The sequence below is a fragment of the Shimazuella sp. NTD247 genome (assembly GCF_059510415.1).
Window position 1 is genome coordinate 582,428 of sequence record NZ_JCAJZU010000002.1, and the last position, 19,073, is coordinate 601,500.

Here is a 19,073-nt window from a genome sequence, read left to right on the forward strand (position 1 = left end):
CAAATAGAATAAGTTAATAATAATCATTTTGTACATTATTCTGGTAATACTTAATTCTATAATTGAAATAGCAAACAATCTCTTTTTGTCATCTCTCTATTCAATTTGACCACCTTTCGGATCATTTTATTAATGCTTCCCCATGCAAACAAAAATCCTATACAATAAAATAGTAACTCACTTTCGAGGAAAGGATTATCATGACTCCAATTAAAATCAAGTTCGCGAATAATATTCTCGAATGTAAAAATGGGGGACCGAAGTTCGGCATGGTCAGATCCTTCGATACACTGGAGGATCATTCCCTAATGGTTGATGGATATCTTATTCCTATCAAAGAGAGCTACCCTTATCGATTTGAAGGATGGGTTAAGTTTGAGAAGGGGAAATATTCTTTGCAAATTCAATATATGTCTTCTATTGTAAAAAAACACAACATTGAATTTACCCACTACACCCCAAAAGGTTCAAAAAACGCCCAGTTTCAAGTTCTAGTCGATGGTAAAAACGTAGATATTTCCAGCATTTTCATGGATAACGATCCCATTCACAAGGGCATTGTTCCCTTCCCGAAGTGTCTGGAAGTCAGTTGGTGGGAGCAGTTCATCAAGCTCATGAAGAACTAGTTTCTATCATCTGGTGCTAGCACTCGCTGTTAGCACCACAGCAAATTCAGTGTATACTTTATATATATATTAAACCTTGCCTTTCAAGGAGTGTCTTTATGCCACAAGATCCATTAAAAACAGCAATCGAACTACGTGAAGAAGGACGAACAAAACAAGACCTTGCCATCCTAGCTGAAGCTCGTAACATGTTAATGGAATTAGTCACTGCTTACCCAGAAAAACCAGAGGTTGCCTTTCAATTAGGAGTTGCCTTTGATAACTCTGGAATGGGAAAAGAAGCCATTCCCTGCTATGAAAAGGCGATAAACTTAGGGCTTGCGGGAGCTGACTTGGAACGCTGCCTCTTAGGCTTGGGCAGTACTTATCGCTGTATGGGATATTACGAAAAATCGTTACAAACACTGCAACAGGGCGTAAAACAATTTCCCAATAACCGGGCATTACAAGCCCATCTGTCTTTAGCACTGTATAACAACAAGTTATATAAAGAAGCAATAGAAGTTCTGATGACCAATTTATTAGAAACGACATCGGATGAAAAATTACAGTACTTTGGGCGTGGATTGCTCTATTATGCGCAGCATTTGGATGAAACATGGGACGGAAAAAACGAATAAAAACAAAAGAATCCCCACTTTCGCGGAGGATTCTTTTGTTTTGTCTGCGCTTACAATACTGTATTTAACAAAAGCGTAAATACCAATCCTGAAACAGAAATGATAGTTTCCAACAATGTCCATGTAGCAAACGTTTCTTTCATACTCAATCCAAAATACTCTTTAAACATCCAAAAACCTGCATCATTTACATGGGAAGCGATCAGGCTTCCTGCCCCAGTAGCGAGTACAACGAGGGCTAAGTTAACATCTGTATGTCCTAACATCGGAATGACCAAACCAGCTGTTGTTAAGGCAGCCACCGTAGCAGACCCCAATGAAATCCGCAAAATTGCAGCGATCAACCAAGCTAATAAGATAGGAGAAATTGCTGATCCTTTGAATAACTCTGCTACGTAATCTCCTACACCTCCATTGATCAGCACTTGTTTAAAAGCACCACCGCCACCAATGATAAGAAGCATCATACCAATTTGTGTAATAGCAGCAGTACATGATTCCATTACCGTTTTCATCGGGATCTTTCTTGCTATTCCCATTGTATAAATAGCGACGAGAATGGATATCAACATTGCAGGAGAAGCACTGCCAAGAAAACGGATGATTGCAAGCAAAAGATTGTCCTTAAATCCAAGTGTATCTTGGAGTAATGTAATAATTGTGGCGACGGCCATTAAAATGACTGGGAGAACAGCTGTAAAAACACTGATTCCAAAGCCAGGTGTTTCTTCGAGTTTAAATACTTTTTGCTGCCCTAATGATGCGATGTTACCTGTTTTCGTAAAAGACCCTGGCACGAGCTTTTTGGCAAGTTTGGTAAAGAGAGGGCCAGCGATTATTACTGTAGGAATGCTAACAATAAATCCATATAATAACACTTGTCCAAGATCTGCTTTGTATTCCCCTGCAATTGCTGTAGGGCCTGGATGCGGCGGCAAGAACCCATGAGTAATAGAAAGGGCGGCTGCCATCGGAATCCCCAAATAGAGAATGGAAACTTTTAACTCCTTGGAAATCGCAAATACGATAGGAATTAGCAATACAAGTCCCACTTCAAAAAATAAAGCAATCCCAATAATAAACGAAGCAAAAACGACAGCCCATTGAATATTTCGTTCCCCAAATTTATTCACAAGAGTCATAGCAATACGCTGTGCCCCGCCCGAATCCGCTAATAACTTTCCTAACATCGCTCCAAGACCGAAAATTAGTGCCAAATGACCTAATGTTCCACCTAATCCTTCTTCAATAGAAGAAACAACTTTGTCCATTGGCATTCCAAGAGCAAGCGCTACCCCAATAGATACAATAATGAGAGAAATAAACGTGTTTAATTTCAGTCCCATAATAAGTAATAGCAACACGATAATTCCAACTGCTACAATGATCAATGGCATGTTTATATCCTCCTAGTACTCTCTAGTTGTCAATAAGACTTCTTTGATACTTTGCAATTTGTGCATAATCCTCTTCTAGGACTCTAGATAAATGAATAAATATCGGCAATAGCTGTCTATATTCTTTCATCGCTTCTTCTTTTGGACGATGTTGAAATGTATGACCAACCATTTCAGAAACAACTTCAAACGAATCGATCTTACCTAGTGCATACAATCCCAAAATACATGCACCTAAACAAGAACTTTCATAACTTTCTGGTACTACGACTTCTGACTCAAATATATCTGCCATCATTTGCCGCCAAATTTCAGATCTTGCAAAACCACCAGTGGCCTTAATGTGAGTTACAGGCGAGTCCATACATTCAAGTAATGCTAAAAATACAGTGTACAGGTTATAAATTACACCTTCTAATGCCGCTCGAATCATATGTTCCTTTTTATGAGAAATCGTCAATCCAAAAAAAGAACCTTTTACATCTGGATTCCACAACGGAGCACGTTCACCAGCGAGATAAGGATGAAATATTAACCCATCTGCACCAGATCTTACTCGCTCTGCAATCTTCGTTAATACATCATAGGGATCAATTCCTAATCGCTTTGCGGTTTCCACTTCTGATGAAGCAAGTTCATCACGAACCCAGCGAAGCACCATTCCGCCATTGTTAACAGGCCCTCCGATTACCCAATGATCTTCTGTTAATGCATAACAAAATATCCTTCCTTTTTCATCGGTCTTAGGCTTATCGATAATTGTACGAATTGCTCCGCTGGTACCGATAGTTACAGCTATCTCTCCTTGATGTATCGCATTTACTCCTAAGTTAGAAAGAACACCATCACTCGCCCCAATAACAAAAGCAGTAGCTGGATCAATACCTATTTGTTCTGCCAAATCAGGACAACAGTTTCGAAATACTTTTGTAGTTGGCACTAGTGTCGAAAGTTGATCTGATGAAATACCTGCTACTTCTAATGCCTCGTTATCCCATTGCCGAGTTTTTAAGTTCATCATGCCCATTGCAGATGCAAGGGAATAATCAACAACATACTGTGCAAAAAATTTATGGAAAATATACTCTTTGATACCAATATACTTTTTAGCATGTTTTGCAATTTCTGGTCGTTCATGAACAATCCAAGCAATTTTCGTGAGCGGAGACATTGGATGAATTGGTGTACCTGTCTTCCTATAAATTTCATGACCATTTCGTTGTTCTTTTATCTTATTCGCCCAAGTTTCACTGCGATTATCAGCCCACGTGATACAAGGTGTTAACGGATGATCTTTTTCATCCATGGCAATCACACTGTGCATTGCGCTGCTAAATGATAAAAATGCTGGTTTTTTGTCTTTATGCTTGTTTCTTATTTCACGAATAACCTGTAAAACTGCCTGAAATATTTCTTCTGGATTTTGTTCTGCAATAGACATATCAGGGGTATAAAGTGGATATCCGCTACTTTCTTTGTGAATAACCTCCCCTGTTTCTGTAAATAAAACTCCTTTCGTACTCGTGGTACCAATATCTATTCCTAGCATATAGTAGCTACTCATTTTCTGAACTTACTCCTTTTGAAAGCGTTTGCTGCGATATCCATAAGTCTTCCACTTTTCCTTGTACATCATCAAAGTTTTTATGCAAAGACTCTATCATTCGTTCTCTATCCTTTGTTCGGATAGCATCAATATACAGCTCATGATTTTTTAATATCCGTGTGAAATCATCGCATTCTTCTTGAACTCTCTTACGCATCGACAAAAGGATAAAACTCTCCATTACTGGTTTTAAATTAGCCCAAATCATTAAAATATACGAATGATCGATCGATCGAATAATCGTTTCATGAAACAAAACATCTTGGTAAGAAAACTCATCTGCATCTTTATATTTGATGGCAACATTCATCATTTCTAAGATCTTACTCAGTTCTTCGACTAGCTTTGTTGTATCCTGTCTTACCAATCGTTCAAATACAAATGTTTCAATGAGTAGACGTACATCATAAATTTCTTCTATTTCTTTTTCTTGTATCCCAAGAACTACAGCCCCCATTCGTTCCAAACGAATCAAATTTTCTGATGCCAGTATTTTGAGTGCTTCCCGCACAGGAGATCGACTTACGGCAAAATCAACAGCTAGTTTATTTTCCGATAAGATGGTACCGCTTTCAATCATACTTGAAATGATACGCATTCGAAGTTCACTAGTAACCCGCTCCCCTGCCGAAGCTTTTGACAACCATTTTTCCGGATAGAGAAATCCTTTCGAATCTACCATGTAACCCCTTCTCTATTCTATTTAAGTATACTTGTATACAAGTATTATACTAAGAAACATTTTTTTTGCAAGCGCTTTTATTGGAAATATAAAAAGGACATCTAGACGCTGATGTCCTTTTTATATTTATGTGCGATAGATAGAATGGCTTGGATCAAACAAGTTGTCTGAACTGGATCTTACAACCGAAAAATGATCTATATTATAGTGACCATGCAGTGTTTCATTATGATGTTTGATAATATTTTCCGCCTCTAAAGCAACCGAATCAGTTGTGGAATGACCATCCCCTACTAAAGTTACATCAAATCCATGAATGGTTGCCGTTCGTACAGCAGTATCTACACAATGCTCTGTTTTACAGCCCATTACTACCATGTGTTCCACATCATGTTCTTGTAAGTATGCTAGTAAATTGGTTTTATAGAATGAATTGGTTGCTGTCTTATCCATTACAACCGCATGCATAGGAATAAAGATTTCCGAGTGAACTTCAAATCCACTTCCTTGCCCTCCTGCTACATCCTTATCACGCATAAATATAATATTCGCTTCGGCATCCATTGCTTTTTGAATAACCCAATTAATGTTTTTTAACAGTTCCTCTTTGCGGTAAACACTCTCTACTAGTTCCTGTTGAGCATCGATGATAAGCAGTGCTTGTTTCAAAGAAAAAACTCCTTTTTTTTATTTTCTATTCTCATCATAACTGCTATTTCAGCAATTGCCACTACGAAATTTTCCACCGATTTGTGTCTATTAAAGTCAAGAGAGTTTGCAATTTCATTTATACAAAAAATTCAACATCTAAAAAAAGGAGATTTACCTTTTGTTTCGAAATAATGTACTATCTTAGATTTAATTAGCAAGGAGAATACATCAATGAAATTAGAAAATAAAATCATTCGACGATTAGAGGAACTGATCCATCTAGGGGAAGAAGCGATTGAAAAACAAGATATCAAACTTGCCATTCAATTTCAGACAAGTATTGATCATCTCATCAACCAATCATTATCATCAAACAATAAGTTTGCGATTGCCGTAGAAGATATAAAAAACAATGGATGGGGGGAATTATTTAAATGTGAATACTATCTGCCCATCATAACAGCAATGAAAAGTGACCTGCAAAGCGGCTTATTTGATGTCCGTATTATCATTGAAAGTGAATTATTTTTAAGTTTATTGGATCAGGCAAAACAACTAATTGAAAATAATTCCTATCAACCTGCTACTGTTATCATTGGGAGTGTCCTAGAAGAAGGGGTAAAAAAATTATGTTTGAAGTACCGGATTGAATTACTTGATCAACCGACACTAGTAGGGATGATCGAACAATTAACCTTAAAAAAAGTATTTGATTCCGAAACACAGGGTATTTTAAATTCCTATGCTCATTTAAAAAATAACGCAAATCATGAGAAATGGAACCAAATTTCAATAGAAGACACTAAAGACTCGTTGGAATGGACCAAACAATTTATCATACAACACTTTTAAATCTTTTCTAGAATGAACAATCGTATTGGCATATAATCGATTTGCACAAATGAATCGTCTAGTGATAGGACACTTGATGAAGCCGATTCTGTACACTTTCAAAAATAATTTGCTGGTAATTGAGGCCGGTCCTCGATGCCGACCTACAGAGTTCGGGTTTGCCATTATATACGACGGACTGGTCGAGGGGTTTGGCTCAATGGCATAGAAACACTGATGTTTCAATTTGACGAGATGAGCCGTCCATTTGAAAAAATAAGGTTATTCAGTTAGTCACTACTTATAGCATTGCGAGCGAGAAAACCCACGATTTAAAAGCGAGCGTTGAACGAGGGGAAAAAATGACCCTTCAGCAGCTCAACCTTTGGAAAAAATAGATATACAAACAAACATTCTCATGGTAATATATGTATAGTCTCAAAAAAATGACACTGGTAACGAAAGTTACCAGTGTCACTATTTTCAGTCCAAAACGAACCTTATGAAAAGATTCCTTTTTTTGTTACCCTACTACTACATTAACCAATTTCTTTGGTACCACAATTACTTTTCTTACTGTTTTATCAGCGATCAAACTTTGAATTTTTTCATTCGCGATCGCAATCGCCTCTATTTCTTCTTTGGTAGCTTTGGTCGCTACTACTAATCTTTCTTTGTTTTTTCCATTAATCTGTACCATTATCTCCACTTCATCTTGAACCAATGCCGAAGCATCATAAGCCGGCCATGCTGCTAGATGGATCGTGTCTTTATTCCCCATCACTTCCCATAGTTCCTCTGACAAATGCGGGACAAATGGAGCAAGCAGCAATACCACGTTTTGCAGAGCATCCTTGAGCACCGAACGGTCTTCCCCTGCTGGATAAGTCGAAATACCATTTACCAGCTCCATTACACTGCTGACTGCTGTATTAAAGTGATTTCGTTCGCCAATCTCGACGGTTACTTTTTGAATCGTTTGGTGCGTCAGGCGACGCAGTTCTTTTGCTGCAGACGATAAATCAGCAGACGATGATTTATCGGCAAACAGGCCTTTGTTTTCATGCACCAACCGCCAAACCCGTTTGATAAAACGGTAACTGCCTTCTACCCCAGCATCACTCCATTCCAAATCACGTTCTGGAGGAGCTGCAAACAAAATAAATAATCTCGCCGTGTCCGCTCCGTATTTTTCAATAATCTCTAATGGACTGACTACATTTCCTTTGGATTTGGACATTTTGGAGCCGTCTCGTAATACCATACCCTGTGCCAATAGGCTTTCAAAAGGTTCTTCCACAGAAACCATTCCGGCATCATAAAGTACTTTGGTGAAAAATCGAGAATAGAGCAAGTGGAGCACCGCATGTTCAATTCCACCGATATATTCTTTTACAGGCAGCCAATCATCTGCTTTATTTTTTGCAAAAGGAATCGTCTGATTATCTGCATCAACATAACGCAAATAATACCAAGAAGAATCAATAAATGTATCCATTGTATCTGTTTCACGGTGTGCTGCTTTTCCACAGTTGGGACAAGTTGTATGCACAAAATTTTCCGAAGTAGTCAATGGATTGCTTTTTCCATCGAATACCACATCTTCTGGAAGTACGACTGGCAGCTGTTCTTTTGGCACAGGAACAGTTCCGCAATCATCACAATATATAATTGGAATCGGGGTACCCCAGTAACGTTGTCTGGAAATAAGCCAATCACGCAAACGATAGTTGACGACGCTGCCGCCTTTGTGAATACGATCCAAATGATCAGCAATAGCAGTAATCGCTTGTTGGTTTTCTACTCCATCAAAAATATCAGAGGAAACGAGTTTCCCTATTCCTGTGTATGCCTCAGTTAAAGGCTCGACCATCTGCTCGCCTTCCGGTTGCACTACTACTTTAATTGGCAAGTTATACTTTTTCGCAAATACAAAATCGCGCTCATCATGAGCTGGTACACCCATGACTGCTCCTGTCCCATAATCAAATAACACATAATTAGCGATCCAGATCGGTATTTCCTCACCTGTCAACGGATGAATTGCTTTTGCTCCTGTGTCGTACCCTAATTTTTCCACATCCGTCGCCGTACGTTCAAGTTCGGTGCTATTTCGCATCGTATGAATAAAGGAAAGTATCTCTTGTTCTTTTTCATTCCCAGCAATCAACTTAGGAACGAGTGGATGCTCTGGAGCCAACACCATATAGGTAACACCGTAGAGTGTGTCAGGACGTGTAGTAAATACACTTACTTCTTCTCCTACAGACGGCAAAGAAAAAGTGACGTTTGCCCCTTTGCTCTTTCCAATCCAGTTGCGCTGCATTGTTCTGATTTTATCTGGCCATTTTGGTAAGGTGTCTAATCCTTCAAGCAACCGTTCAGCATAATCCGTAATCCGCAGGAACCATTGAACTAGCTCCTTCTTGATCACTTCTGTTCCACACCGCCAACATTTCCCATCTTCTACCTGTTCGTTGGCCAGCACGGTATTACAACTTGGGCACCAGTTTACCGATGCTTCCTTACGGTACGCCAGTCCACGTTCATAAAACAATAAAAACAGCCACTGTGTAAAACGATAATAATCTGGCAGACACGTTCCTACGTAGCGGTCCCAATCATACGAACCACCGAGCAGAGACTGTTCTTTTCGAATTCGTTCCATATTATTAAGCGTCCACTCTCTGGGATTAATTCCTCGTTGAATAGCCGCATTTTCCGCTGGTAGTCCAAATGCATCTGCACCCATGGGATGAAGCACACGATAACCATTCATTCTACGAAAACGAGCGATAACGTCTCCAATGGAATAGACTCGAACATGCCCCATGTGAAGACCGTCTCCCGATGGATATGGAAACTGTTCCAATGCATAATAAGCGGGCTTCGTCTGATCTTCATCTGTCTTATGTAATGCATTTTCTTCCCAGTATGCTTGCCACTTTGCTTCTATCTCCCGATGCGCATACTCCTTCATGCCAATCAACCTTTCTTCTTCAACTTCGAAAAAATAAAAACCTCAAGCCACTAGCAGGTTGCTAGGGACGAGAGGTTGTATTCCCGCGGTACCACCCTAATTAGTGCTATGTATATAGCACTCGGCTCAAACCTGTAACGTAGGTATACGCCAAAGGTTACTTCTGTTCCCCTTTGGAGCGATGAAGCGAGTTCACATTTCCCTCAGGTTGGCTTGCACCAGAATGCCAACTCTCTAAGCTGAGTGAATTTAGCTACTACTCTCCATCTTAGCTTCATAGATGTTGCCATCATTATGCCCTGCTTTTTCGCCAATGTCAAGAACATTGAAATTTGCAATAGTATTCCTTTGTGAATTATGCGAAAATAGATGATGTTAAAATTACACAATTTTCGATCACTGGAGGAAAAATGGGTAACACTACTGCTGAAAAGATCCAGAATGTGATTACACACCTGCAGAACGCTATTAACAATGATAAGCGAGCCGATGCTGCTGACCAGCTCGACTCTGCTAAGACAGTCTTCCTATCGTGTCCCAAGGAGATTGTTGACAGCAAGTTTGGTCAGTATTCTGTCATTGTCAACATCAACAGTGCGATCGATGCTCTCAGGGCAAACGATGCTGAGCGTATCCACATTTGTATGGAACAGCTCAAGTCAGTCATTCCTCATCTGAAGAATATCAAGTGATCGAAAGGGCCTTGGGCAACCAGCGTCCTCAAATATTTAAACATCCCTTAATGACTTGGACACCTCTACTATTTAAAAATTAAACTATTAAAACGAGACTATGCTATACTTCAAGTGGATGACCAGAATATCATCCAACCTACGATCACTGGAGAGAAAATGCCAGTTGACATCAAGACGAACGTAAGGCTTACGATTGAGAACATCAAGACTGCATGTGATCCTAAGTTGAGCGTGCAGGAAGCAATTGATCAGCTTGAATCTGCACATGCTTGCTTTGAGCGAATCCAAAAAGTCAAAAATCTCGGAAAGCTTGGGAACAATTCCATTCTAGGCAACATCGCTCATGCAGTGGAAGCGTTCCGATCAGGTGATGCGTCTCGCATTGAGCAGAACCGAGATTTTCTCATCAAATATGTTATTTCTCACTTAGAAGAGGTATTTTTGAAGTGATCGTAAAGGGCATTGGGCAACCAACGTCCTCTCATTTTTATGATTCTAAGATATAGAATGTAAAAACAATGGGAGCTAGTAACTTACTAGCTCCCACCTGATTTATTTCGTTGTCAGTTCTGGAAACAAAGGAACGCCTTTTTCCATAAACTTTTTCCCATCTAAATACACATCAGGTTCTTTGATCACCAAATCGATATGTACACCAGCATCAATTTGCCCGCCGAAGGTTATATTGTTTCCAAATGCCAGATGAATCGTTCCATAAACCTTTTCGTCTTCCAACACTACTCCTGTAATTCTAGCTTTATCATTGGTGCCAATTCCAAATTCAGCGAGTTGTCTGCTTTGATCAGAATGAAGCAAGGTAAGCAGTGGATCTGCTGCTTCTCCTTCCACCTTCACCAGTCGGCCTTCTTGAAGCGTTAACCACAATGGTGAATGCAAAATGCCAACGTCAGCGACTGATCCATCCACTTTTATTTTTCCAGATGCAGTCCCTTCTACAGGAGCGATAAATGCTTCTCCAGATGGCAAGTTACCAGAATCACCTCGATTAACCAGCACTCCAGTACTGGATATACCATGCCGGCCATCAATGGAAAAAGTGAGCGACTGCCCTTCTTTTTCGATTCTCACTTCTTTGCTCTGTTCCAAATAAGCCGTTACTTTTTCAGTCAAATCTTTGACTTGCTGGTAATCGGCAGTAATCGCACCATTGTAAAACATATCTGCGGTAATTCCTGGCATGGTTGCTACTCTTGTACCAGTGGCTACAGCTGCTTTTTTTGCAGATGTATGAGTCAGAGAGTGCTCTGTAATACATACCACTGCATCTGCCTGCTTCATCGCTTCTGCTACAGGAAGAGGAGGCTCCTGCCCTGATTTTTCCCGTTCCTCCATTAAAAACAGCATCGATTCAGCACCTATTTTTTGACCAGCTTGATATAAATTCTGTGCTAATTCAGCTTTTTTAGGATCTGTTACGACAAGAAACAATTCCCCTTGCCGCAACCCCAAACAATCTTCCAATAATTTTTTACAAAGGCTTACTGCATCTGTCAAAAGAGACACTCCTTTACACAAGCTCAGAAACGAGTTTGACCATGAATGCATTTGATAATATCACAGGCTTGGAAGTGAATTCCAACACCCACTCTTTCATTGCTTCATCATAACCCATGCAATCCAGCAACAGCACTTCTGCTCCTGCTTTTTCTAACTCCTTGGCTGCCCGCTTAAAATCTGCATATTTTCCAGTATAAGGGGAAGCCACTGCAACGACTGGAGTTTTATCTGCTGCAACCCATTTTTCTTCCGATGCAACAGCTTGTTCTTGCAACGGCACAATCAAACCAAGCTGTTTGCTTTGGATCACTGCTGCAACCGCTGGAGGAATAACCCGATCTGGCTCCACTAGAATACTTTTTTTTGTTGTTAAGTGATCAAAAACACCTGTACACATCACAAGAATCGGGTCACATCCTGCTTCTTCCAGTGCAAAAATCTGCTGTTGTAATCGCTCTTCGATCTTATGTCTTGCTAAGACTACCGAATCCCCAGATCGCAGACGTGTTGTCAGCACATAATCTCCATCTTTTGGTGATAATGTTTTATCAATTCCAGCTTTTTCCAAGCCATCCAAAGCACCTGCTTGAATGATTTGTGCCTCTGGCAAGTACTTTTGAAAAATAGGCTCGATGTCTGTTCGTGGAGATTGTCCAATTGTCACTATACCTATTTTTCTACCCATCAAAGATGTCTCCTTTATTTTGCAGCTGTTTCCTTGCCAGCCGTCTGCAACATTTTCATTGATCCATACAAGTGCTCTAACCGATCGAACTCTTCTTTACTGTGAAATTCACAAGTGCCATTTGTATATTCTTTGGCAACTTCGACTGCAAAACGAACTGCTTGGGCAATATCTACTTCATGACTTGCACCTGTCCCGCAGCCTGGCACCATCGATTGAGCGGTTACAGCTACACCCACTACTGGAGAAGATGTGGCAACAGCGGGCTGTAAAATACTGTTCACATGATAAACATCATTGCCATATGGAGTGATGTCTTGTGTGGTGATCGGAAACGTAACCGGATACTGACCTGTTGTCATTTCCATAATACGCAATAAGTCTTCACTCACACGCAAAATGTAACCTTCTTTGACAGTAGGAGAAATAGCTATACCTTTGTGATTGATCACCCGATTGCCTTTGGTTGTATCAATAGACAAAATGGCATCCATCTCGTCAGAAACTTCGTATTTATTCATGGTTAATATATCAACAGGGGAATCCATAAAATCAACTGGTTCATGAGGAAGGGTTGGTGCATCAGGACAAATATGCGTTGCAATCAAAACATCTCCTGCCAATCGATCCCCTTTTTCCGACATGTCCGCTAATTTCAATGCACTAGCAACCGCGGCAATTGCACCATCTCCATCAGAAACCAATCCAATACGACTTGGTCTTGCTCCAATTCCTCCAAGTCTTCCTACAATACCGATAGTAGGAGCATTTCCGCCAGCAGTTTTTCCATTGGTTCCTGCGATTTTAAATTGCACAAAATCAGTAGATCCACTCTGACCTTCTACCGTTTTTACGGTAACCTCTACATTTCGATAGGAAGTAAATAATCGCTTCACTTTTTCACCTGTTACATTTCCATCATCTAACGTTTCAAATGCAGTAATCGTATGTTTTAAGGACACAATGATTCTCCTCTCCATTATTGATATAAATGACAAGCAACATGTCTACCATCTGATATTTCCTGCCATGCAGGCACTACTGATTTACAAATGTCCATCGCAACTGGACATCTCGTATGAAATGCACAGCCTTTTGGCGGGTCCATCGCACTTGGTACATCACCAGACAGTACAATCTGTTCACGCTTTGCATTGGGATCAGGAACCGGAACTGCTGACATTAATGCTTTTGTATATGGATGCAGCGGTTCTGTATAGATTTCTTTCGTAGAAGACAACTCCACTAGTTTCCCTAAATACATCACACCTACCCGATCGCATATAAACTTTACGACAGATAAATCATGGGAAATAAATAAATACGTAAGCGAAAATTGTTCTTGCAAATCTTTCATCAAATTTAATACTTGAGCCTGTATGGACACATCCAAAGCAGAAACAGGTTCATCACAAACAATAAATCTTGGATTTAGTGCGAGTGCTCTTGCTATCCCAATACGCTGGCGTTGTCCACCTGAAAATTCATGCGGAAAACGTGTGGCTTGTTGGGGTGATAATCCTACTAATTCCATTAATTCCGCTACTCTTTGCTTGATTTCCGCCTTTGTTCGATCGCCATGTGTATAAAGTGGTTCTTCCAATACTTCTTGAACCGTCCAGCGCGGATTTAGAGAAGCATAAGGATCTTGAAAGATCATTTGCATATTGGTACGAAAAGAACGGAGTTCTTGTTTGGATAATTTTCCAATATCGACTCCATCAAAAATAACTTCTCCTTCTGTCGGCTCTAAAATTCGCAAAAGGGCGCGCCCTGTTGTCGATTTTCCACAACCGGATTCTCCAACAATACCTAGTGTCTCTCCTTCTTGAATGTCAAAGGAAATACCATCCACTGATTTCACTGCGCCGACTTGCTTTTGAAGAAAACCTTTGGTCACAGGAAAATGCTTTTTTAAATTCTGCACTTGTACCAATGTACTCATGTTGGCATCCTCTCCTCTGTATATAAGTGACATCGACATTGATGACTGCTTCCCAAATCTACTAAGTTTGGATTGCTCGTTTCGCAAATATTCATGCGTGATGAACAGCGAGGAGCAAACCGGCATCCGACAGGCATCTCATCGAGGGAAGGAACTTGTCCAGGGATGGAGCTCAGTTTATCCTGATCGCCAGATAACTGCGGGAGAGAAGCCAGCAGTCCTTTGGTATAAGGATGTTTTGGATTTTTAAACAAACTCCTGACATCTGTCTCTTCCACTACTTGTCCAGCGTACATGACAATTACTCGGTCGCACATTTCGGCAACTACTCCCAAATCATGGGTAATCAGCAGAATAGAAGTACCTTTTTCAGCTTGCAGCTGTCTCATTAAATTTAATATTTGTGCTTGAATAGTTACATCCAATGCAGTTGTCGGTTCGTCAGCAATCAAAATTTTCGGGTCACAAGCCATTGCAATTGCGATCATTACACGCTGCCGCATTCCTCCAGATAGTTGGTGAGGATATTCATCCACAACTGACTCAGGTCTCGAGATTCCGACCTTTTTCAGTATTTCAACTGCATACGCTTTTGCTTCTTTTTTGGAGAGTTTCATATGGAAGCGAATTGCTTCCATAATCTGCTCACCCACTTTAAATACTGGATTTAAAGATGTCATCGGCTCTTGGAAAATCATTGAAATTTGACTGCCTCTCATTTTCCGCAGCTCGGACTTGGACAGCGATAAAATATCTTTGCCCTGTAACGAGATATTGCCGCCAATAATTTTGCCGATTCCTTTTGGCAGAAGTTGCATAATAGAAAGGGAAGTTACACTCTTTCCGCAACCTGATTCCCCCACAACTCCGAGGACTTCCCCTCTTTTCAATTCTAGATTTACACCATCAACTACATTCACCAATCCAGCATCTGTATGAAATTGGGTTTGCAAATCTTTGACTTGTAATAATGGCTCCATGAAGATTCCCTCCCTTGCTACTTATTTGACTCCCAAATATTTAAGAGAAGTAAGAGCATATACTTTTGCAGCTTGAATAACTTGGTCAATGGGTGCTCTTTCGTTATAAGAATGAATGGTTGGCAAATCTGCTGGACCATACTGCAATACTGGTATATGGTGTGTTCGAAAATGCCTTGCATCACTAGAAGCCCACTGTAAAACCCCATATGCGTCTTTGTTGCTCACTTCTTTGATGCTATCCACTAATAGAGTTACAATTGGATCGGTTGGAGGAGTCCAGTTAGCAGTACTTTGAAAACCAATCGGTCGTATTTTTGCTTCAATCCCAGCATCAGCTAATAATTTTCTTACTTTAGGTAACATTTCTTCGTTTTGCACTCCAAAAGGAAGACGTGTGTCTACTTGAATTACGCAATGATCAGCAATCACATTCGCCTTGGTACCACCTTGAATCTGTCCGATATTTACGGTGATATGATCCAATACATCGCTTGTATCGGTTTCTTCCCGCTCTCGTATATACGCTTTTGTAACAGCAATAATTTCTTTCATCTCATCTGGAATGACAACTTCAAAATTCCAAATCTCTTGTAGAACTTCAATTGCTTTGACTGCTTTTAAGATCGCGCTGTCCCCAATAACAGGTGACAAACTCCCGTGCCCTGGTGTACCTTCGATCTCTACTTCAAACCAACAGCTTCCTTTCTGTCCGATTGTCGGATGCTGGGCATGTGATGGTTCTGCGATAATAGCAGACGTACCATGAATCAGCTTGCGATCTAGCACCCAAGGAACCCCGTATTCTCCTCCTGTTTCCTCATCAGGAACAACCAGTAAAGAAAGCTTTCCTGACAGGGGTATATCGAGCTGCTTCAACAAACCCATTGTAAAAATAAGTCCTGCCAGCCCACATTTCATGTCGCTAGCTCCTCTGCCATGAATATACCCATTCTCGATATGCCCAGAAAACGGAGAGAAATCCCATTTCTCTAGATCTCCAACTGGAACAACGTCCGTATGACCACACAGGATCAGATGTTTATCTTCCGTTTGCTCGCCAATCGACGCAATAAGGTTAAACATTTTGGGGTTTGATTCATAAACTTCTGTTTCAATCCCAAAAGAAGCCAAATAATCGATAATAAATTTGCTAATCTCACTTGTATCTCCGGGTGGATTTTCCGTATTCATCTGTAACAGAGTAGAGCAGAGGGAAAGCAGCTTATCTTGTTGTTTTTCTATTTCATTCCGTACACGTTGTTGCACATCCATTTTCATTCACTCCTTATGAAAATACACCCTACGAATAGATCTGCTATTCGTAGGGAAGAGACTATTATTTTGAAAGTGGGAAAAAGCGAATACATTCATCTGGATAAGATATAAATCCTTTGACTTCTTTTTTCGAAGCGATCACCCGGTTGTATTCATACAAGTAAGCCCAAGGTGCATCCGCATTGATGAGTTTTTGCATTTGTTTGTAAAGAGCTTCTCGTTTGGTAGCATCCTTTTCTAGTTCTGCTTGTTCCCAAAGTTTATCTACTTGTGGGTTACTATAATTAAACGTATTGGAGGAACCTTTGCTGTAAAGCAGCAATCCAAGGTGATAACCAGGATCGTTCACGAAAGATGTCCATTTGGAAACGAAGGAAGTAAGCGTTTTATTTTGTTGTGCTGTCAAAAATTCTGCACGTGCCATTGGTTTGATGTTCATTGTCACGCCGATTTTTTTCAATTCTGCTTGAATCAGCACAGCGTCATCTTTCCAATCATCAAATCCAGATCCTAAAGTGAAATCAAAAGTAAATCCATTCGCATAACCTGCTTCTTTTAACAATTGTTTCGCTTTTGTGAGATCGTGTTTGTATACAAATCCGTCTTCCGTATAACCAGGCATACTGCTAGGTATCGAACTTTTTAGTTGTTTTGCTTGATCATACATAACATCGTGTACTAATTGATCGTAAGGAATTGCGTAATTAATCGCTTGGCGTACTTTCGCATTATCAAATGGTTTTACTTTTTCATTAAAGCCAAAGTATAAAATTCGATTACTTGGTGTGGAAGTAACATTTAATTTCGCATTTTGTTTGATGCTGTCCACATCTTTTGGCGGAATTTCAATTGCGAGATCAACATCGCCTTTGTTTAGCAGCATCACACGATTAGATGGTTCTTTAATAAATTTCATCGTGACTTTGCTCACTTTTGGAGCACCATTCCAGTAATTTGCATTAGCTGATAAAACAGCTTCTGAAGCTGGATCCCATTTGTCTACTTTGTATGGGCCAGAACCAGCAGTATGTGTATTCAAATAATCTTTTGCTTGGTTTTGGACTGCTTTGGAATCAATGATGGAGAAAGTATACATTGCTACCATTTGTAAAAATAGATGATTAGGACGTTCAAGCTCTACAACAACGGTTTTATCATCTTTTGCGGTAACATTTTTAATAGAAGCCATTTGATACATGAAGCTGCCATTTTGTGATTTTTTCACGTGGTCCATGGAGTAAACAACATCAGCGGCAGTTACAGCATTTCCACTAGAAAACTTTGCATTATCTCGAAGTGTAAAAGTATATGTTCTTCCATCAGCAGATGCTTTCCATTCTTTCGATAGCATTGGCTTGATATTTTCTGTATTTGCGGTTTGATTGCCACTTACATCTTTCACACCATAAGTAACCAATTGATCATAAGCATTCATGGTCATTGTATCGGAGGTTAGATCACTCGCTTCCGCTGGATCAAGTGTTTTTCCACCATCCGAATAAGCAATGGTCATTGATTTTCCTGTGTTTTGCTCGTTTGAATTGGAGTTTGCGTTTGATGCACAACCAGAAACGACAAGTGCTCCAGATAAAGCAAAAGCAAGTGTTGCCATCCATTTTTTCTTTCTAAGCATTCCAGCCACTCCTTCATATGATAATGATAGAAAAATCTATATATTTCATTTACTTGAGCGAAGGCGAGGATCCAAAACGTCTCGTAGTCCATCACCAAGTAGATTGAAACCTAGAATAGAAGTTGCAATAGCAAGTCCTGGAAAAGTAACCAACCACCACTGACCTGTGATGATATATTCTCTGCCTTCCGAAATCATCGCTCCCCATTCAGGTGTTGGCGGCTGAATGCCAAGTCCTAAAAAACTCAGACTGGAAGCCACCAAAATAGCAAAGCCCATACCTAGTGTTGCATGTACCAAGATCGGACCAAGCGCATTGGGGAAAATGTGTCGAAATAAGATTGTTGTATCTTTTACCCCGATTGCTTTGCTCGCTTCAACGAATTCTTTTTCTTTTAACGTAATCGTCTGTCCATACATCAAACGAGCAAACTCTGGAATGCCAACAATCCCCACTGCTATCATTGCGCTGGTTAAACCAGGGCCGAGGGAAGCAGCGATGGCCATTGCCAAAATCAGAGATGGAAACGCTAGCAGTACATCCATGCATCGCATAATAAAATTGCCTAACTTTCCGCCATAAAAAGCGGCGATTGCACCAAGCGGAACTCCGATAATAAAGGATATCCCTACCCCGATCAGGCCTGTCCAAATCGAGATACGTGCTCCATATAAGATTCGACTGAAAATATCCCTTCCATAGTTATCTGTCCCTAACCAATGGGAAACGGTAGGTCCTTGTAACTTAGAAATCGTATCTGTATCTGTTGGAGAATGCGGTGCGATAATTGGCGCAACAATTGCAATAATTGTCCATATTACGATGAAAAAAAGGCCAATCATAGCCAATCGATTATGAAGCATTAATGTCAAAAACGTCTTCTTCTTTTTGCTTTTTTTCTTCACCTGTGCAGTTGGTAGTGTGATCTCAGCAGATGACATCATA

The 19,073-nt window shown here is 40.2% G+C and carries 18 protein-coding genes and 1 other annotated feature; of the genes, 5 read left to right on the forward strand and 13 right to left on the reverse strand.

The window, feature by feature from the left end; genetic code table 11:
• The first annotated feature begins 200 nt into the window (after positions 1-200).
• Entirely contained in the window at positions 201-626 is a 426-nt protein-coding gene (locus AC5WOC_RS07555) for a hypothetical protein (RefSeq protein ID WP_496054785.1), read from the forward strand.
• Positions 627-724: 98 nt separating this feature from the next.
• Positions 725-1,246 carry a tetratricopeptide repeat protein gene (locus tag AC5WOC_RS07560; RefSeq protein WP_496054786.1) on the forward strand — a complete coding sequence of 174 codons (522 nt, stop codon included), beginning with the start codon at positions 725-727 and terminating at the stop codon, positions 1,244-1,246.
• Between the two features lie 50 nt (positions 1,247-1,296).
• Here AC5WOC_RS07560 and AC5WOC_RS07565 read toward each other — a convergent pair whose 3' ends face one another.
• The 4 genes from AC5WOC_RS07565 to AC5WOC_RS07580 all read right to left on the reverse strand — a co-directional run bounded on the left by AC5WOC_RS07565 (position 1,297) and on the right by AC5WOC_RS07580 (position 5,600).
• Positions 1,297-2,643, reverse strand: a complete 1,347-nt coding sequence (locus tag AC5WOC_RS07565) for a GntP family permease (protein WP_496054787.1) — start codon at positions 2,641-2,643, stop codon at positions 1,297-1,299.
• A gap of 22 nt (positions 2,644-2,665) precedes the next feature.
• Positions 2,666-4,192 (reverse strand): gluconokinase, encoded by a 1,527-nt coding sequence (gntK, locus tag AC5WOC_RS07570; RefSeq protein WP_496054959.1) that lies wholly within the window; start codon positions 4,190-4,192, stop codon positions 2,666-2,668.
• Positions 4,193-4,199: 7 nt separating this feature from the next.
• Positions 4,200-4,931 (reverse strand): GntR family transcriptional regulator, encoded by a 732-nt coding sequence (locus tag AC5WOC_RS07575; RefSeq protein ID WP_496054788.1) that lies wholly within the window; start codon positions 4,929-4,931, stop codon positions 4,200-4,202.
• 126 nt (positions 4,932-5,057) lie between these two features.
• Positions 5,058-5,600 (reverse strand): isochorismatase family protein, encoded by a 543-nt coding sequence (locus AC5WOC_RS07580; protein ID WP_496054789.1) that lies wholly within the window; start codon positions 5,598-5,600, stop codon positions 5,058-5,060.
• Positions 5,601-5,813: 213 nt separating this feature from the next.
• On the opposite strand from AC5WOC_RS07580, the gene AC5WOC_RS07585 reads away from it, so the two are divergent.
• Complete coding sequence (locus AC5WOC_RS07585; protein ID WP_496054790.1) at positions 5,814-6,434, forward strand: hypothetical protein; 621 nt, start codon at positions 5,814-5,816, stop codon at positions 6,432-6,434.
• 502 nt (positions 6,435-6,936) lie between these two features.
• Here AC5WOC_RS07585 and leuS read toward each other — a convergent pair.
• Positions 6,937-9,393 (reverse strand): leucine--tRNA ligase, encoded by a 2,457-nt coding sequence (leuS, locus tag AC5WOC_RS07590; RefSeq protein ID WP_496054791.1) that lies wholly within the window; start codon positions 9,391-9,393, stop codon positions 6,937-6,939.
• 60 nt (positions 9,394-9,453) lie between these two features.
• Positions 9,454-9,672, reverse strand: a binding site (T-box leader).
• Positions 9,673-9,803: 131 nt separating this feature from the next.
• On the opposite strand from leuS, the gene AC5WOC_RS07595 reads away from it, so the two are divergent.
• A complete protein-coding gene (locus AC5WOC_RS07595; protein ID WP_496054792.1) occupies positions 9,804-10,085 on the forward strand; it encodes a hypothetical protein in 282 nt (93 codons plus the stop codon).
• 159 nt (positions 10,086-10,244) lie between these two features.
• Positions 10,245-10,538 (forward strand): hypothetical protein, encoded by a 294-nt coding sequence (locus tag AC5WOC_RS07600; protein WP_496054793.1) that lies wholly within the window; start codon positions 10,245-10,247, stop codon positions 10,536-10,538.
• Between the two features lie 102 nt (positions 10,539-10,640).
• Here AC5WOC_RS07600 and AC5WOC_RS07605 read toward each other — a convergent pair whose 3' ends face one another.
• The 8 genes from AC5WOC_RS07605 to AC5WOC_RS07640 all read right to left on the reverse strand — a co-directional run bounded on the left by AC5WOC_RS07605 (position 10,641) and on the right by AC5WOC_RS07640 (position 19,072).
• Complete coding sequence (locus AC5WOC_RS07605) at positions 10,641-11,603, reverse strand: aminopeptidase (RefSeq protein WP_496054794.1); 963 nt, start codon at positions 11,601-11,603, stop codon at positions 10,641-10,643.
• A gap of 13 nt (positions 11,604-11,616) precedes the next feature.
• Positions 11,617-12,291, reverse strand: a complete 675-nt coding sequence (locus tag AC5WOC_RS07610; RefSeq protein WP_496054795.1) for an AroM family protein — start codon at positions 12,289-12,291, stop codon at positions 11,617-11,619.
• A gap of 14 nt (positions 12,292-12,305) precedes the next feature.
• Positions 12,306-13,253, reverse strand: coding sequence for a DUF1177 domain-containing protein (locus AC5WOC_RS07615; protein ID WP_496054796.1), 948 nt, complete (start codon positions 13,251-13,253; stop codon positions 12,306-12,308).
• A gap of 17 nt (positions 13,254-13,270) precedes the next feature.
• Complete coding sequence (locus AC5WOC_RS07620; protein WP_496054797.1) at positions 13,271-14,236, reverse strand: ABC transporter ATP-binding protein; 966 nt, start codon at positions 14,234-14,236, stop codon at positions 13,271-13,273.
• The gene (locus tag AC5WOC_RS07625) at positions 14,233-15,216 is read right to left on the reverse strand and encodes an ABC transporter ATP-binding protein (RefSeq protein ID WP_496054798.1); all 984 of its coding nucleotides are present in this window, start codon (positions 15,214-15,216) and stop codon (positions 14,233-14,235) included. The genes AC5WOC_RS07620 and AC5WOC_RS07625 overlap by 4 nt, the downstream gene beginning before the upstream one ends.
• A gap of 21 nt (positions 15,217-15,237) precedes the next feature.
• Positions 15,238-16,491, reverse strand: coding sequence for a M20 family metallopeptidase (locus tag AC5WOC_RS07630; protein WP_496054799.1), 1,254 nt, complete (start codon positions 16,489-16,491; stop codon positions 15,238-15,240).
• 64 nt (positions 16,492-16,555) lie between these two features.
• Positions 16,556-18,127: an ABC transporter substrate-binding protein gene (locus AC5WOC_RS07635; RefSeq protein ID WP_496054800.1), complete on the reverse strand. Its 1,572-nt coding sequence runs from the start codon at positions 18,125-18,127 to the stop codon at positions 16,556-16,558.
• A gap of 45 nt (positions 18,128-18,172) precedes the next feature.
• Complete coding sequence (locus tag AC5WOC_RS07640; protein ID WP_496054801.1) at positions 18,173-19,072, reverse strand: ABC transporter permease; 900 nt, start codon at positions 19,070-19,072, stop codon at positions 18,173-18,175.
• Between the last annotated feature and the right edge of the window lies 1 nt (position 19,073).

Excerpts from the sequence above, each read along its gene's own strand:
- AC5WOC_RS07585 (WP_496054790.1), top strand. The coding sequence starts at position 5,814 with ATGAAATTAGAAAATAAAATCATTCGACGATTAGAGGAACTGATCCAT.
- AC5WOC_RS07620 (WP_496054797.1), bottom strand. The coding sequence starts at position 14,236 with ATGAGTACATTGGTACAAGTGCAGAATTTAAAAAAGCATTTTCCTGTG.
- AC5WOC_RS07635 (WP_496054800.1), bottom strand. The coding sequence starts at position 18,127 with ATGCTTAGAAAGAAAAAATGGATGGCAACACTTGCTTTTGCTTTATCT.
- AC5WOC_RS07600 (WP_496054793.1), top strand. The coding sequence starts at position 10,245 with ATGCCAGTTGACATCAAGACGAACGTAAGGCTTACGATTGAGAACATC.
- AC5WOC_RS07610 (WP_496054795.1), bottom strand. The coding sequence starts at position 12,291 with ATGGGTAGAAAAATAGGTATAGTGACAATTGGACAATCTCCACGAACA.
- gntK (WP_496054959.1), bottom strand. The coding sequence starts at position 4,192 with ATGCTAGGAATAGATATTGGTACCACGAGTACGAAAGGAGTTTTATTT.
- AC5WOC_RS07560 (WP_496054786.1), top strand. The coding sequence starts at position 725 with ATGCCACAAGATCCATTAAAAACAGCAATCGAACTACGTGAAGAAGGA.
- AC5WOC_RS07630 (WP_496054799.1), bottom strand. The coding sequence starts at position 16,491 with ATGGATGTGCAACAACGTGTACGGAATGAAATAGAAAAACAACAAGAT.
- AC5WOC_RS07595 (WP_496054792.1), top strand. The coding sequence starts at position 9,804 with ATGGGTAACACTACTGCTGAAAAGATCCAGAATGTGATTACACACCTG.
- leuS (WP_496054791.1), bottom strand. The coding sequence starts at position 9,393 with ATGAAGGAGTATGCGCATCGGGAGATAGAAGCAAAGTGGCAAGCATAC.
- AC5WOC_RS07555 (WP_496054785.1), top strand. The coding sequence starts at position 201 with ATGACTCCAATTAAAATCAAGTTCGCGAATAATATTCTCGAATGTAAA.
- AC5WOC_RS07640 (WP_496054801.1), bottom strand. The coding sequence starts at position 19,072 with ATGATGTCATCTGCTGAGATCACACTACCAACTGCACAGGTGAAGAAA.
- AC5WOC_RS07575 (WP_496054788.1), bottom strand. The coding sequence starts at position 4,931 with ATGGTAGATTCGAAAGGATTTCTCTATCCGGAAAAATGGTTGTCAAAA.
- AC5WOC_RS07565 (WP_496054787.1), bottom strand. The coding sequence starts at position 2,643 with ATGCCATTGATCATTGTAGCAGTTGGAATTATCGTGTTGCTATTACTT.
- AC5WOC_RS07625 (WP_496054798.1), bottom strand. The coding sequence starts at position 15,216 with ATGGAGCCATTATTACAAGTCAAAGATTTGCAAACCCAATTTCATACA.